12 protein-coding genes and 1 pseudogene are annotated in these 14,264 nt (G+C 54.6%); 3 read left to right on the forward strand and 10 right to left on the reverse strand.

Features of this window, described 5'->3' with window-relative positions:
* The first annotated feature begins 70 nt into the window (after positions 1 to 70).
* Positions 71 to 1,135 carry an efflux RND transporter periplasmic adaptor subunit gene (locus R0135_RS15150; RefSeq protein WP_407347754.1) on the forward strand — a complete coding sequence of 355 codons (1,065 nt, stop codon included), beginning with the start codon at positions 71 to 73 and terminating at the stop codon, positions 1,133 to 1,135.
* Complete coding sequence (locus R0135_RS15155; protein WP_407347755.1) at positions 1,128 to 4,280, forward strand: efflux RND transporter permease subunit; 3,153 nt, start codon at positions 1,128 to 1,130, stop codon at positions 4,278 to 4,280. The genes R0135_RS15150 and R0135_RS15155 overlap by 8 nt, the downstream gene beginning before the upstream one ends.
* Here the strand turns inward: R0135_RS15155 and R0135_RS15160 are convergent.
* From R0135_RS15160 to R0135_RS15205, 10 genes and pseudogenes are all read right to left on the reverse strand, one after another.
* Complete coding sequence (locus R0135_RS15160) at positions 4,252 to 5,511, reverse strand: tetratricopeptide repeat protein (RefSeq protein ID WP_407347756.1); 1,260 nt, start codon at positions 5,509 to 5,511, stop codon at positions 4,252 to 4,254. The genes R0135_RS15155 and R0135_RS15160 overlap by 29 nt on opposite strands.
* On the reverse strand, positions 5,508 to 6,143 hold the full coding sequence (locus R0135_RS15165; RefSeq protein ID WP_407347757.1) for a TonB family protein: 636 nt from the start codon (positions 6,141 to 6,143) through the stop codon (positions 5,508 to 5,510). The genes R0135_RS15160 and R0135_RS15165 overlap by 4 nt, the downstream gene beginning before the upstream one ends.
* The gene (locus R0135_RS15170) at positions 6,133 to 6,540 is read right to left on the reverse strand and encodes an ExbD/TolR family protein (RefSeq protein ID WP_407347758.1); all 408 of its coding nucleotides are present in this window, start codon (positions 6,538 to 6,540) and stop codon (positions 6,133 to 6,135) included. Before R0135_RS15170 ends, R0135_RS15165 begins: the two co-directional genes overlap by 11 nt.
* A complete protein-coding gene (locus R0135_RS15175; protein WP_407347759.1) occupies positions 6,533 to 7,078 on the reverse strand; it encodes a MotA/TolQ/ExbB proton channel family protein in 546 nt (181 codons plus the stop codon). Before R0135_RS15175 ends, R0135_RS15170 begins: the two co-directional genes overlap by 8 nt.
* On the reverse strand, positions 7,075 to 8,514 hold the full coding sequence (locus R0135_RS15180; RefSeq protein WP_407347760.1) for a MotA/TolQ/ExbB proton channel family protein: 1,440 nt from the start codon (positions 8,512 to 8,514) through the stop codon (positions 7,075 to 7,077). Before R0135_RS15180 ends, R0135_RS15175 begins: the two co-directional genes overlap by 4 nt.
* Positions 8,511 to 9,305 carry a DUF3450 domain-containing protein gene (locus tag R0135_RS15185; RefSeq protein ID WP_407347761.1) on the reverse strand — a complete coding sequence of 265 codons (795 nt, stop codon included), beginning with the start codon at positions 9,303 to 9,305 and terminating at the stop codon, positions 8,511 to 8,513. The genes R0135_RS15180 and R0135_RS15185 overlap by 4 nt, the downstream gene beginning before the upstream one ends.
* A 182-nt stretch (positions 9,306 to 9,487) precedes the next feature.
* Positions 9,488 to 10,672 (reverse strand): hypothetical protein, encoded by a 1,185-nt coding sequence (locus R0135_RS15190; RefSeq protein ID WP_407347762.1) that lies wholly within the window; start codon positions 10,670 to 10,672, stop codon positions 9,488 to 9,490.
* Between the two features lie 29 nt (positions 10,673 to 10,701).
* On the reverse strand, positions 10,702 to 11,856 hold the full coding sequence (locus R0135_RS15195) for an erythromycin esterase family protein (protein WP_407349935.1): 1,155 nt from the start codon (positions 11,854 to 11,856) through the stop codon (positions 10,702 to 10,704).
* A 204-nt stretch (positions 11,857 to 12,060) separates the two neighbouring features.
* Positions 12,061 to 12,657 (reverse strand): annotated as a pseudogene (locus R0135_RS15200) (protein-L-isoaspartate(D-aspartate) O-methyltransferase); the annotation flags it as partial.
* 182 nt (positions 12,658 to 12,839) lie between these two features.
* On the reverse strand, positions 12,840 to 13,085 hold the full coding sequence (locus tag R0135_RS15205; protein WP_407347763.1) for a hypothetical protein: 246 nt from the start codon (positions 13,083 to 13,085) through the stop codon (positions 12,840 to 12,842).
* Between the two features lie 323 nt (positions 13,086 to 13,408).
* Here R0135_RS15205 and nfo point away from each other — a divergent pair, with 323 nt between their 5' ends.
* Positions 13,409 to 14,254 carry a deoxyribonuclease IV gene (gene nfo / locus R0135_RS15210; RefSeq protein ID WP_407347764.1) on the forward strand — a complete coding sequence of 282 codons (846 nt, stop codon included), beginning with the start codon at positions 13,409 to 13,411 and terminating at the stop codon, positions 14,252 to 14,254.
* Positions 14,255 to 14,264: the final 10 nt, after the last annotated feature.

The raw sequence follows: 14,264 nt of genomic DNA on the forward strand, positions 1-14,264 counted from the left end.
GACCTCTTGGACTGATACGAACGCCATCAATTGGCGTAAAATAATGTACGCCTTGTGAATCCCTAATCCTATGTCTCGATTGATTTCTCTTGTTCGTCCGCTGGCGATCCTTGCGATTGCTCTCTTGCTTGCAGTGTTAATGGTGAAAAGCCGCCCACAGCTCGAGGCAAAAAGCGTCAGCATCCCCGTGCCTCTTGTGACTGTGCAGACGGTCGCAAAAGAGGAGCTACCGGTTACCGTGGTCGCCTATGGCAATGTCACGGCGTGGCGGCAGTTAGAGCTGACGGCACAGGTGGGGGGGCGGGTGCTGTGGCAGTCACCGCTGTTTGAGCCGGGTGTTGTGGTAGAGGCTGGGGAGCCTCTGCTTCGCATTGACCCTACAGACTACGAACTGGCATTGGCGGAGGCACGGCAGGCTCTCAGTAGCGCAAAACTATCATTGGCTGATGCAAAATCGTTGCGCCAGGCGGCCAGGGTTGAAGAAGCTGAGGCTGCGGTTGCGGCAGCGCAAGCGCGCATCGTACGAGCTCAGCGAGACCTCAAGAACACTGAAATTGTCGCGCCTTACCGGGCGGTGATCGATGAGCAGACTGTAGAGTTTGGTCAATTCATCAGCGTTGGCACACGCGTGGGCAGGATTTTTGGCGCCGATAGAGCAGAAGTGCGTTTACCGGTGCCCCCGCAGGATGTTCGCTTCATTCAGGATGTCGATACGGCTGGTGTCACTCTTCATAGCGAAAACGCCGGTGATGTCGTGAGTTGGAAGGGGCGCGTATCACGGGTCGAAGCGCGAATTGATACCCAGACTCGTTCCTTTCCCGTGCTTGTGACGGTGGACAATCCGCTGGATCTTCAACAGCATTCTGAGCCAATGCGCTTTGGGCTATTCGTGCGGGCGCAGATCACCGGGGGCACCGTGCCCGAGGCGGTGCTCCTGCCTCAAAGTGCACTGCATGGAGAAAACGACGTCTTTGTGTACTCCGATGGCCTTTTGCAGCGCCGTCGCGTCACTGTCGCCAGAGTGGGTCCTGAGGGCGTTTTAGTGACCGACGGACTCGCGGATGGAGAGCAGGTAGTAATCACTCGTCTTGAGTTGATGTTCGAGGGTATGGCGGTAGCAGTGTCTGATGTCTGATAACACCGCTCCCGTGAGTATGCACGGACCCATTGCATGGATGGCGCAGAATCCTGTGGCCGCAAACCTTCTGTTGGCGATTGTCGTTATCGCGGGTCTGTTTGCTATTACCTCCCTGGATAAAGAAGTCTTTCCAACGTTTCCCACGGAGACCTTTACGGTAACGGTTCCTTATCCTGGTAGTTCGCCGGAAGAGGTGGAGCGGGGCATAGTTCTGCGCGTCGAAGAGGCCATCCGCGACATCGTCGGCATTAAAGAGATCCGTAGTGAAGCCCGCGAGGGTGTGGGCGTCGTCACCGTGATCATGGAGCCCGGCAGCGATATGTCCAAAGCGGTGGGCCTGGCGAAAGTGCGAGTGGATGGAATTGCCTCTTTTCCGGCCGATTCCGAGAAGCCCATCGTCGAAGAAATAGAATCCACAAGCCGGGCAATCAGGCTCAGCATGTTTGGCGACATCGAACCGCGCAAGTTCAAAGAACTTAGCGAACAGGTTCGCGAAGACATTCTCGCACTGGGGGGCATTAGCGAGATCTCCATAGAGGGAGAGCGCGATTACGAGATCTCCATAGAGCTCTCTGACGAAAAATTGCGCCGCTATGGTTTGACCTTCGATATGGTTGTGGCTGCTATTCAGGCGGGTTCTCAGGATTTGCCCGGAGGCCTGCTGCGCACAGATAGCGGCTCTATCACGCTGCGCTCAAGCTCTCAGGCGTATAGCGGTCGGGACTTCGAGCAGCTCACGCTGATTAGTCGTGCCGACGGTACTCGAATCAGCGTAGGTGATGTGGCCACGGTGCGCGACGGATTTGCAGAGCAGCCCGTGCTGAGTCTGGTAGATGGCAAGCCAGCGCTCACGTTCACCATCGACCGGGTAGGCGATCAGAACGTGCTGGCGATTACCTCGGCGATTCGCGAGTATGCCGAGCGCAAGCAGGCGGAGCTGCCTGAAGGCGTGCGTCTGGAGACCTGGGGCGATGCCAGTCGAATCCTCAGTGGCCGTATTGATCTGATGCTGCGCAACGCCGCGCAAGGCGGGATTCTGGTGATCATAGCCCTCGCCTTGTTTCTGGATTTGTCTCTGGCGTTTTGGGTGGTTCTGGGTTTGCCATTTGCGGTACTTGGCTGTCTTGCGACACTGGAGATCTTTGGCTTGCCGGTGTCGATAAACGTGTTGTCGGTCTTTGGCTTTATTCTGGTCCTGGGGCTTCTGGTAGACGATGCCATCGTTACGGCTGAAAGCGCTTATGCCCGGCTGGAGCGGGACGGAGAGGGTTTGAAAAGTGTCGTCGGTGGTGTGCGTCGGGTAGCAACCGCGACGGTTTTTGGCGCGCTCACTACTGTGGTGGCCTTTGGGCCCAGTCTGTTTCTTACCGAGGGCTTTGCGAGAATTATGTCGCACATAGGCTGGGTAGTGATTCTGTGCGTCATTTTCTCATTGATCGAAACAAAACTGGTGCTTCCTGCGCACCTTCGGCACATTCGTATACCCAAGCCCGGCGATGACATTGGCGTGCTTCGTAAGACCCAGCAGCGTATTGCACAGAGCCTGGTGAGCTTTGCTCACGGACCCTATAAGCGCGCACTCAAATTAGCCGTTGGGTATCGCTACACAACACTCGCTGTATTTTTGTCCGGACTGATTGTTTGTCTTGCTCTTATTCCCTCCGGGATATTACGGGTAACGTTTTTTCCATCGGTTCCCTCAGACAATATCAGTGTCACCCTGGATATGCCGCAGGGTACGCCCTGGCAAAAAACTCATGAATATGCCCGGCGTATTGAGGCTGCGGCCAACGCCATGAATGATCGATTCAAGGCGCAGGATGCTCAGGGTCGCGACGTGATCCGAACACTTCAGGTGCTTTCTCAGAATGACACTCAAGCGCGGGTAGTGGCTGATTTGATCGTCAGTGAAGAGCGCGACATCGATTCCGTAGAGTTGGGCAGCTGGTTTCGAGAAGAGCTCGGCACCCTTAGTGGCGTGCGTTCCCTGCGTATAGATGCGGCGGCGGGCCCCGGTGGCTCACCTATTGATATTCAACTAGAAGGCTACGATTTGGAGCAGCTGCGGCAGGCCGCCAGCGAGCTGAAGCTGAACCTTGCCCGGGTAGATGGCGTGCGTGATATCCGTGACAGTTTCAATGCCGGAGGGCGGGAGCTGGATATTAGTGTCACTCCCCAGGGCGAGGCCCTGGGATTGGGTGATGTGGATCTGGCTCGGCAAATTCGTCAGGCGTTTTTTGGTGCTGAGGCTCAGCGTGTGCAGCGCGGCAGGGACGAAGTACGGGTTTACGTGCGCTTGCCAGAGGTCGATCGTACTCAACTGGATTCTCTCCAGTCCTTGTGGATCAGTCTTCTCGGCGGCGGACGCGCACCGTTTTCAGTAGTGGGGCGCGCACAGGAGCAAACCAGTCTGAGTGTTATCAATCGAATTGATTTGTCGCGGGTGGTTAACGTACAAGCCGATATTGATAAGACGCTGACATCATCAAGTGATGTCATGAAGCTGGTAGAAAGCAGCATGCTACCGGAGATTCTCGCAGACCATCCGCTGGTTCGTTACAGCGTTGCCGGCGAGGTGGATGAGCAGCGCAAAACCTCCGATGGTTTGTTCTACGGCGGCATTCTGGTCATGATTCTGATCTACGCTGCGTTGGCGATTCCGCTAAAAAGTTACCTCGAGCCTTTGCTGATCATGTCGATCATTCCCTTTGGCGTGACCGGTGCCTTGCTGGGCCATCTTATTCTGGGAATGGATGTCAGTATTCTGTCTGCGATAGGGATTATCGGCCTCATTGGTGTTGTCGTGAACGACAGCCTCGTCATGGTCGACTTCATCAATCATTATATCGAGGAAGGTTATGACTGGGAGTCCGCGGTGCTGGAAGCCGGTCCTACGCGTTTCAGAGCGGTGATTCTGACCTCGCTGACAACTTTCATTGGTTTATTACCGATTCAGCTGGAGACTTCCATTCAGGCGCAGTTCGTTAAACCTATGGCGACATCTGTCGCGTTTGGGATTTTCTTTTCGACGGCGGTGACTCTGTTCCTGATCCCCACCTTGTACTACGTGGCGCAGGACGTGCGCCGGGCTTTTAGTCACAAGGATCGTTTACCTACTCGAGCGGAGCGCTTGGGGCACTGAGCGCACCATTGTTACTCGTCTTTAACAGTACTTCGTTATCGACGTAGCGAAGCCACTGGTTAGCGTACTTGTCGGTTTCCTCAAAGCTAGCTGCTTTTTCAAAGCGTTTTCGCGCACCGGAATAGTTTTTTAGCTGCACCGCCGCCATGCCGCGCAGGAGCCAAGCATGACCCTCCTGGCGTAAGCTGCCTTTTTGGAGTGCTTCGCTGGCGGCTTCCTCGGCGGCTTCAAATCGATAGGCATCCATATGCAAACGTGCGAGTCGAAGATACAGTTCGCCGCTTTCTGATAGCTTTGCCGCTTCAGAAAGAGGCTCGATGGCACGCTCATACTCAAGAGACAGTAGCCAGGCCTGGGATAGTAGTTCCAGATTATTGAGATTGCGTTCCATACGGCCTGCAGCCATCTCGCGTTCCAATAAATCAGCAGCTTTGTACGGCAATTCCTCGCCCAGGTATAGATTGGCAATCAGGTTCAGGTTTGACGGTCGATGCAGGCGTCCGTCGTCCAGCAAAGCTTCGATGAGCGCAAGCTGTCGGCCCTGCTCGCCAAGCTGTCCGTGCAGCGCAGCCAGATTCATGATGTGTTGTTCTCTGGGATAGAGTTCGACCATCATCGACATAGTCTCGCGCATGGCAACGTAGTCATTACGCTCGTAATGCACGGAAGCGAGCATTGATAGCCAGTTTTCCTGTGGTTTGTTTTCTGTCTCTAAAGAGCTGTTTATTGCGGCCTCAAGCGGACTAAGAGCATCTTCGTAGCGCTTTTGGCCCATGAGGGCTGCGGCCAGGAGCACTTGATTACTTGCCTTGGTTTCGTCGGCGAAGGTCATGAGATTCAGGAGGTGCTGCTCTGCGTCGGCATAGCGCTCGTCGGCAAGATTAATCTGTGCCACTGAAAGAAGTAGCGTCACCATCATAGAGTCGGGCAGTTCATCAAGTGCCAGAGCCTCGAGGTAGCTATCGTTGGCCCGAGTGAGATCGCCTTGTTCGTACCAGATATAGCTGATCAGATTTAGAGCATGCGCTTCTTCGTAGCTGGATAATTTCCTTTCCCTAAGTTTCGCAAGAACCTCCTGCGCAGCTAAATAGTCCTCTGCATCGATAAAGACCTGCGCCTCTTCCAGGGCTTTAAAAGTCTTCTCGCTGATTCCCACAACAATCTCTCGCGAAGCGAAGAGCGCTGGGCTGAGTAACGCGCTGAGAAAGAAGCATAGAATCCAACGTTTCATCGCGCTTCCCCCGGTTCGATTTGCTCGTAGTGAAAGAGATTCTGTACGCCGAACACCTCGATGGCTTCACCATCAATGATTCGGGGCTTGTATTTAAAGCGCAGGGCAGCCTCTACAGAGGGTCTCTCAAACACAGGGTGATCGCATTGACCCTCGACGACGGTGACATCCTTTACGGTGCCGCTGGTGGTGAGGTTGTAGGTAACCAGGCATGTACCCGTGATGCCTCGATCGAGTGCGCGGCGTGGATAGACAGGAGCTACCTTTACAATCGGGAGATACTCTCCGTCGCCACTCAGACCAATGCCCCCACGACCAATATTGATGTCTGTGCTGAGGCTTGGCACTGACACGGTTAGTGCCGAGCCTGCATCACTTGCCTGACTCTCCATGGGAGGGGCTTCGGGGATTTCATTCTGCTGAGGCCGCTGTGGCCTGCGATCTTTACGCTGTGCCGACTCGTCGCGCTTGAGTCGAACGAAGTCCAGCATGTGCACCCGGGCCACATCACTCAAGCCCATCTTTGATGAGTGCGTCAGGAAGTACATAAACCAAGCTAAAGCCAATGCCATGACCGTCGCCAGGGCCAACGACACGATGGGGCGCAGAACTTTGCTGTGTTCAGCCTGCATCGGCAGCCAGTGCAATTTCGTACACGCCCGCGCGACGAGAGGCGTCCATTACTCGTACCAACATATCGTTGCGCGAGTTGCGGTCAGCCTGAATAACCACGGTACCTTTGGGGTTCTCCGCATGCAGGCGCTCGATAATCGATCGCACGGAGCGTATGTCGACCTCGCGGCGGTTAATCCAGACGCGATCCTGAGCGTCAATGGCCACCAGGATGCTCGCTTTTTCCTGCACGATGGCAGTAGCAGCTTCGGGTTTGTCGACGTCGATACCCGCTTCTTTAACAAACGTTGCGGTGACAATAAAAAAAATCAACATGATAAAGACCACATCGAGCATCGGCGTGATGTCCACGCTGCCTTCGTCATCGCTATCCAGACGAGCAAAGAAATCACGCATTTTGCGAGCCCTCGGTTTGCGGGAAGTGAGTGGGAAGGTTTTCTCGCAAGGCCGCGGCTCTGCGTTCTCCCAGTGATGCGGCCAGAAGTCCGACAATGGCTACTACCATTCCGGCAAGTGTCGAGACCGTAGCCTTGGAAACACCGGAAGCCATTGATCGCGGGTTGTTGGAGCCCGTGGCGGCAAGCGCATCAAAGACTTCCAGCATTCCCAGCACCGTGCCCAATAGGCCAAGCAAAGGACAGACTTTAATCAGCGTATTGATCAGAGAGAAATTTTGCGTCAAGCGAGATGCGATACCGCCAAGCAACTGGGCGCGGTGCTTTTCGGCAAACCAAGAACGCCGATCGCTGCGCATGGACCACTGCCGTTTTGCACCGTCCAGCTCCTGTGGGAAATCGCGTACCAAGTAGTAGGCGCGCTCGAAAAGCAGCCACCACATCGCAAAGGCCAGAAGCAGTATGAGTCCAAGTATCGGTCCTCCAAGCTCCAGAAGATCCCCAAACCACGGTAAGTAGGTGTCGATAAGGAAGGTCACGCGTTTGCCTCAATAGGCTGCGCGGGGTTGCGTCCCTTCGCCTCGGCACGTTCTGCAACGAGTGCCACGGCACGCTGCTGCAAGATTTCGGTGATGGCTCGCGCCCGCCCCTGCACAATGTTGTGTAGCAGTAGCATGGGTATCGCAACGCAGAGACCAAGAACAGTGGTCATCAGCGCCTGAGATATGCCGCCGGCCATAAGTCGTGGATCGCCCGCACCAAATAGCGTGATGGCCTGAAATGTCACGATCATGCCCGTCACCGTGCCCAGGAGGCCCATGAGCGGTGCCACCGCAGCAACAATCTTCAGCAGTGGCAGATGGCGATTGATGCGCGGGACTTCTCTGAGCACGGCCTCACCGAGTCGGAGCTCGAGAATCTCAACGTCAGTATCTTCGTTCTCCCGCGCTGCCCAAACAATACGTCCCACGGCGTTATCGTCTCGGATGTTGGACATGTTCTTTAACTGGCTGGCAATGACTCGGCTTTCTCTGCCAAGAATCAAGAGTCTCGTAAGCGCCAACAATACGCCGCCTATGCCCAAGGTGATGATGGCGTAACCGATCGCACCACCCTGACCGACACGTTCGCTTAAATTTGGCGCCTGGGTGAGAATTTCCAGCAATTGGCCGCGAACCGGGTCGATGGCAAAAGGAACTATGCCTGCGTCGCCCTCTGCCAACGCCTTGGGCCCAGCGAGATGGCGGGCGGGGGGCTGTCGCGAGAACTCCACCAAACGCTGTGTTTCTGGAATAAATTGAAGGTAGGTGCCGTCGGCTACGGCGTTGAATAGTCCCACTCGCGTGACAGGTACTTCAATTTCCTGTCCATCACGAGTGATTACCGGGTGTTGAAAAGTGACAATTTGCGAGGACGCCGTCATTTCCCGCTGGATCTCATACCAAAGAGTTTCGATCTCATTGATAGCAGGTAGACGATTTGCCTGGCCCATGCGGCCGGCGAAGTCTACGAGGAAGTCGTTGCGATCGTGATTATCAAGGGAGCTTAGGGATACATGAAACTGGGCCTGGGCGTCCGAGGCGACTTGCTGCAGTACACCAAAGAGCTCGTTGAGTGAGCCCATGCGCTGCTTTAATCGCTCTTCCAGATCGCCGATCTGTGCATCATTTTCTTCATATCGGGTTTCTCGTTGCGCACTCATGGTTTCGAGTTCGGCTCGCTGTTGTCGTATTTGAGCTAAAGACTCCTGTTGCTTGGCGCCTTCGCGGCGAAACCGTTGCAAGCGACTTTCATCAGCGCGTGCATCGGCGCTTCGACCTTCGCGCACGGCTTCAAGGAGACCCTCTAAAGTCAGGGCAGGAGGCTCAGAGCTTGCGGAGTCTGCTGCGCTGGCTTCTGTTTCGGTCTGTGCATAAACGGGTATACAGGCCAGCACGGTGCTCAGCACAAGCAAAGGTAATATTTGACAGTTCATTGCGAATTCTCCACCAAGGCTGGGTCGATGGGAATGCTGATTAACTCCGGGGCAACTTCCTGGCGGGCGACTCTGAGTCCCTTTTCCATGAGACGACGATAGGGCGTACTGGGAAGCACATCCCAGACGCCGGCACTGCTATTCCAATAGCCAAGACGCTCATCGCCTACGCTGCGGTAGATGAGACCAATGCGGCCGATGCGAAGAAAGTCAGCGTCAAAATTGCCATCGAGAAGTTCAAGCTTGCCACGATAGGCTTCGATGGTGCGTCCGTAGTCACTTTCTATCTGGTAAGCCTCAAAGACTCGTCGGGCTTTCTCTGCGACAGTCACATCAGCACGAGAAAGCAGCCCTCGCATTGCCAGGACGCGCTCACGGCGCTCTTGGGGAAGGAAAGGCATGTCTAGCGCTATGAATTGTTCCAGCCCATCAATCATTCTGGCGAGTAAGGGCAGAATTTGTCGTTCTATGACTGCGACGTCGGTGATGGATTTTTGAAGCGTTTGTATTTCACTATCCTGGGCAGCGAGCTGCTGGTCCAGCATGGTGATATAGGTCTCAAGACCTTCGACGATTTTTAGTTCGGCCCGGTAGTCGTTCAGCAATTCACGGGTGTTGTTACCCACACCTTCTATTTGTGACTGTGCGTCTCGGCGTTCTTCATTGCGCTCTATGCCCTCTGCTTCGATACTCTCCAGACTGGTTTGCGCATGGGCAAAGACGGCGTTTGCCAAAAAAATAATGGCTAAAAGAACAGCATGAAGCCTTGGTTGGCAGCGGGTATCGGGCATGTCTCGCTTCTCCGATTATTATTGTTTTGCATTTCGTCCCGTGGCGAGGAACATACTCAACCAGGACGCTGTTTCTAGAATCCGTTACCTGACAAATTTTTACGTTGATATGCATCAACTTCCTGATGTCTTGTCAGTCGTGTATAGACTCGACAGCTAAGACAGGCTCTATCGGTGGCGCCTTACAATCCCATGCGCTGGCGGATAAACAGAAATGCATCGGGGGCCAGACTGGTTGCGAGCATGACGCTATTGATATCCTGGTGGTCACGCCAGGGCGTAACTTGCTGGTTCGCGGTTTCTAGCCAGAATTCTCGGATGGTGTCGCTTAGGCGGCCAAAGTGTTCGAGTCTTTCCAGGCGTATTTTGGCCTCACGGTCCAGCGCCTGTTGCCGCGGATGCTCGGCGAGCAGAGCATTGAGCCGGTTTATGGCTTCCAGTCCCGTGGCCAGGCCCAGCTCTCTAAATGCCAGTCGATACTGTGCCGGATGTGCCAGCTGTCCGGATCGCTGCAGTGCCTGCAGTCCTGGCTCGCAGTCAGCCAGAAGACGTGCCAGCGCAATCGGTGGAGAAATATTGAAGTTTGTCTGAAGCTGCGCCAGTCGAAAGGTATCTATCAGCAGACTGCCAATACCCAAGGGGTCGTCGGTAGCCCAGCGTGCTCCTGCACACATGCTCAGAGCTTCTGCGATCTCTCTCTCAAGCTGCTCATTACTCGCGAGTATGCCGTGGGCGCTGTTGTTGGCATTGATTTCGAGGTAGCTGACGACTGCATCGAGTGGGTCATGCTGCCCCATGCTGTCAACCAGTGGACGAGAAAGGTCGATGCTCATTTTCCAGTACATCCGCATCGGTCCATCCGACGTGAGCGTATAGCAAAAACTCTGGTGTGCGGTCTGGGCAAGTTCCAGTGCCCAGCGCTGGTAGGCGTCTTCACCGGTATATACCGCCATGCGGGTGAGGGCCTGCATCCAGCGTGTGAGGTAATGAAAATACTGCCCGTCCCGGTCCCACTCCAGACGATCATCCGGGCTTTGCTGCGGTGACCGTTCCGCTAAGGGCTTCCCAATCCGCAGTCCGCCGGCGGTGGGGTGCTCCCTGGCGGACTGTTCGTCGAGGCCGCTGATCCAACCGCTTCGCGGGTCGGTGTCACTATACTGACCCAAAATAAGGTGCACCTGATCCACGAGTGCGCGCGCGGACTGTAAGTAGCTGCTCTGCCCCGACTCTCGGTAGAGCTCAAGAAAGTTGCACACGGCAAAGGCATCGGTCCATAGGTAGCGACGAGGCTTCACTGAGTTATCAGATAGGCCGGTAGTCCGTGCAAAGTCGCGCATAATGGCGCGAATTTCGTTGACGTGTTGCATGCGCTAAGCGGTGTTCTCTGGCAGCTCAGTTAAAGCCCGAAAGGGAATGTGTCGGGCATCCCGCCGGTCGTTTGCTTGCTCAGTGGTTCAACGGCATGCGTTTCATCAAGCCAGATATATTCATCGAACTGTTGCGGCAAGGAAGCGTAAAAATAGTGGCTTTGTAGTTCCGTTTCCGGCCGGTAGATTACGCCGATGGCGCGCTCCAAACGTTCTGCTAACAGTGTTTTGCGGGTAATTTCCTGTAATGGAAAACGCAAGGGTAAAAAGAAGTTATCGGTGCGAACCTCGTGACACACTCTCTCATAGCTGTCGATATGTGACGGCTGTACCGATTTGACCTCCATGGGGCCGCCCCATTCTGAGGCCGCAGCAACGGTTCCGTGGTCTGTGCCGAATCCGATGTTATACGCTTGCGCGCCGTATTTCTGGCGTACCAGCTGACCGATATTGTGCTCGCCCCGTGCGCTCATTTCGGTGGCGCGGGCATCGCCGATGTGTGAATTATGTTCCCAGATGACGATCTTTGACTGCGGCCCGCGAAATGCCATGACGGCCTCCAATGCATCAAACATATGCTGGTCGCGTTGGTTCCAGGAGTTTTTGTCGGCGTAGTACATGGTGCGATAGTAGCGCTCGGCATTGATGACCAGGCGGGCGTTTTGCTCGGCATCAAAATAGCGGTCGCCGTCCGATTTTGCATATTCCAGACGTTTTTTTAAGAGGTCCTGTAGTGTTGCTACGACGTCTTGTTCGCATGCCCGGTAGCTACCGGTAATCATAACCCTGCCATACATGCCGGGGTCATTGGCCCAGGGAGTCAGGCAGCCATATCGTGTTCTCGCCACCTGCGCCGTTTCGGCATCCACGGAATCCAGATAGGTCAAAACAGCCTCAATAGAACTGTTGAGGCTGTAAAGATCAAGGCCATAAAATCCGACCTTTTTGTCCTGCGAGATGATTTCCTCATTGTGATTTTTGAGCCAGCGGGTGAATTTCAGTACAGAGTGGTTCGCCCACATCCAGTTGGGGAAGCGCGAAAAAGGCGTGCTCTCCAGAAGCGGACTCGGTGATGTTCCATGAATGTAGTGATCGATATGAGCAGCATCGGGCCAGTCCGCCTCTACGGCTACGGCCACAAATCCTTTCTTCTCGATAAGGGCCTGTGTGATTCGCGCGCGCATCTCGTAAAACTCGGCTGTGCCGTGTGAGGCTTCCCCAAGTAACACCAGCCGACTGTCGCCTATACGCTCCAGTAGCTTGTGCAAATCCGCATGGTCGATACTTGCGAAATGCTCACTGGAGTCATAAATGATCTCAGGCAAAGGCTTTTTTGCTCTGTCCGTGGCAACAACAGTGGCAGATTCATCCGCCCAGCCCGCTGCTCCGATCAGGGGTACGAATCGAACGCTCCCCAGGTCTTCCTCCAGAAACTCCTGCTCACTGACTCGCCTGACACGAATGAGCTGCTGCCTTCGCAGGTCCGCCCCAACGGGAATAACCAACCGGCCTCCAACAGCGAGTTGTTGCTTGAGGGTATCGGGCACCTCGGGTCCGCCAGCGGCAACGACTATCGCGTCAAAAGGCGCCTCCTCGGGCCAACCCAGAGTGCCGTCACCATGTCGGACATCAATATTTGTATAGCCTTGGGCCTGGAGCCTTTCTCGAGCAGTGTCCACTAGTATCCTGTGCCGCTCTATCGTGAACACCTCTTTACAAATCTGTGCAAGAACAGCGGCGGCATAACCTGAGCCGGTGCCGACTTCCAATGCCCGGTCTGTGGGCTGCAACTCCAGCGCAGCAGTCATAAGAGCAACAATGTACGGTTGCGAGATAGTCTGGCTTGCGGCAATGGGTAGAGGCGAGTCGCTATAGGAGAATTCTACTAACTCGGTGGGAACAAATTCCTCACGCGGTACTGCATTGATTGCACGAAGCACAGTCTCATCGCGTAATCCCCGAGCTGCTAGTTGATGGTCGATCATCTGCTTTTTTAAATCTTCAAAGCGGCCCATAAGCAACTCCAGTTAAAATTTAAAAATTGTCCATGCTGGTTCCTTCGGTGAAGCCAGCGATGTAATTAGCTGTCGGAAGATCATTGCTTGTTCACGCTGTGGTAGTCAGTTCCGGTAACACTAATTGTTGGTTTTGTTTACGGTCGCAATGGCTACGGAGAATCGATATCGTCGCTAACCGAAACAAGCCATACCCCGCGATCGCAGCGCAGCAGGCTACCGCCACTGCGGACGAAGGTTCCATGCGGGTAAGCGATGTCGTTGAAATGGCAGTGGGTATGCTCTCCGACATTTTCATGAAGGTCATAATCCAGATCGTCGTTTTCATCCGTCACCGGGGAATTACGCTTTTCCGGATCCTGTTCACCCACCGTTCTTATGCCGCTGACTGTCGTCATGATCTGTATTCCCGTGGAGTCGCCTTGTGCACCCTGCGAAGTTCTATCGTCGATGTAGAAAAAGTAACCGCTTAAAGCGTCCGTTCGCTCTGCAGTCTGGTTCAGGGTCGGGTCCCGCGATATAGGAGAAAGCCCGATTGCTGCCTTCTCACCGTCAAATCTATGCTGACAATTCGTACACTGCCATGGAGTCAAAGGGGGCGCGCTTTTGCGCAGGAAGTCCCACAGAGACTTAACGACTTGGGTGTCATCAAAGGCGGTGTTGTGGGTAGGCTGATGTCCTTGGCTGGTGCCTGTCTGGAATTAGACCGGGTTGCCGTCTTATGAAATACATCGGAGCGCACGTTAGCACTCGTGGGGGTGTTGAGAATGCACCCCTCAATGCCCAGCGTATCGGTGCTACAGCTTTTGCGTTTTTTACCAGAAACCAGCGACAGTGGCACGCCAAGGCCCTCAGTGAGCCTGCTATCCGAGCCTTTAAGTCAAACTGTGCAAGCTGTGGTTATAGCCCTGGGCAGATACTTCCGCACAGTAGCTACCTCATTAATCTCGGCCACCCCCGGACTCAGGGCTTGGAAAAGTCACGTCGGGCGTTTCTGGATGAGATGCAGCGCTGCGAAAGTCTGGGTCTGATTTATCTCAATTTTCATCCCGGTAGCCACCTTGGAAAAATACGTCAAAGCAGCTGCCTTAAGCGCATAGCCGAGTCTATTGATTTTGCGCTTAACGCGACCCGGAAGGTCACTGCCGTAATAGAAAACACAGCAGGCCAGGGCAATTGCCTTGGTTATCGATTTGAGCAGCTGGCAGAAATTATCGACCAGGTAGAACATAAGTCCCGTGTAGGAGTTTGCCTTGATACCTGCCACTGCTTCGCTGCGGGGTATGACATCAGTACTGTTGCCGGTTGCGAGGCAACCTTTGCTGAATTTGACGCAGTGATTGGCTTTCGGTACCTCTGCGGTGTACATCTTAATGGCTCCAAAGCGACCCTTGGCAGCCGGGTAGATCGTCACGACAGCCTGGATCACGGTTGCCTTGGCATGACGCCATTCAAGTACATTATGCAGGACTCCCGGTTTGACAACATTCCCATGGTTCTGGAAACCATCGATGCATCGTTGTGGCCTCAGGAAATTGCGCTTCTGAGGGCGCTTTCATCGGGCTGAGGGTGTGCGA

The organism is Congregibacter variabilis (assembly GCF_045689235.1).
GTDB lineage: Bacteria > Pseudomonadota > Gammaproteobacteria > Pseudomonadales > Halieaceae > Congregibacter > Congregibacter variabilis.

Bases quoted from the DNA above. Each gene is read 5' to 3' on its own strand.
- R0135_RS15170 (WP_407347758.1), bottom strand. From the start codon at position 6,540: ATGCGTGATTTCTTTGCTCGTCTGGATAGCGATGACGAAGGCAGCGTG.
- R0135_RS15185 (WP_407347761.1), bottom strand. From the start codon at position 9,305: ATGCCCGATACCCGCTGCCAACCAAGGCTTCATGCTGTTCTTTTAGCC.
- R0135_RS15165 (WP_407347757.1), bottom strand. From the start codon at position 6,143: ATGCAGGCTGAACACAGCAAAGTTCTGCGCCCCATCGTGTCGTTGGCC.
- R0135_RS15205 (WP_407347763.1), bottom strand. From the start codon at position 13,085: ATGACGACAGTCAGCGGCATAAGAACGGTGGGTGAACAGGATCCGGAA.
- R0135_RS15190 (WP_407347762.1), bottom strand. From the start codon at position 10,672: ATGCAACACGTCAACGAAATTCGCGCCATTATGCGCGACTTTGCACGG.
- R0135_RS15180 (WP_407347760.1), bottom strand. From the start codon at position 8,514: ATGAACTGTCAAATATTACCTTTGCTTGTGCTGAGCACCGTGCTGGCC.
- R0135_RS15195 (WP_407349935.1), bottom strand. From the start codon at position 11,856: ATGCGCGCGCGAATCACACAGGCCCTTATCGAGAAGAAAGGATTTGTG.
- R0135_RS15150 (WP_407347754.1), top strand. From the start codon at position 71: ATGTCTCGATTGATTTCTCTTGTTCGTCCGCTGGCGATCCTTGCGATT.
- R0135_RS15155 (WP_407347755.1), top strand. From the start codon at position 1,128: ATGTCTGATAACACCGCTCCCGTGAGTATGCACGGACCCATTGCATGG.
- nfo (WP_407347764.1), top strand. From the start codon at position 13,409: ATGAAATACATCGGAGCGCACGTTAGCACTCGTGGGGGTGTTGAGAAT.
- R0135_RS15160 (WP_407347756.1), bottom strand. From the start codon at position 5,511: ATGAAACGTTGGATTCTATGCTTCTTTCTCAGCGCGTTACTCAGCCCA.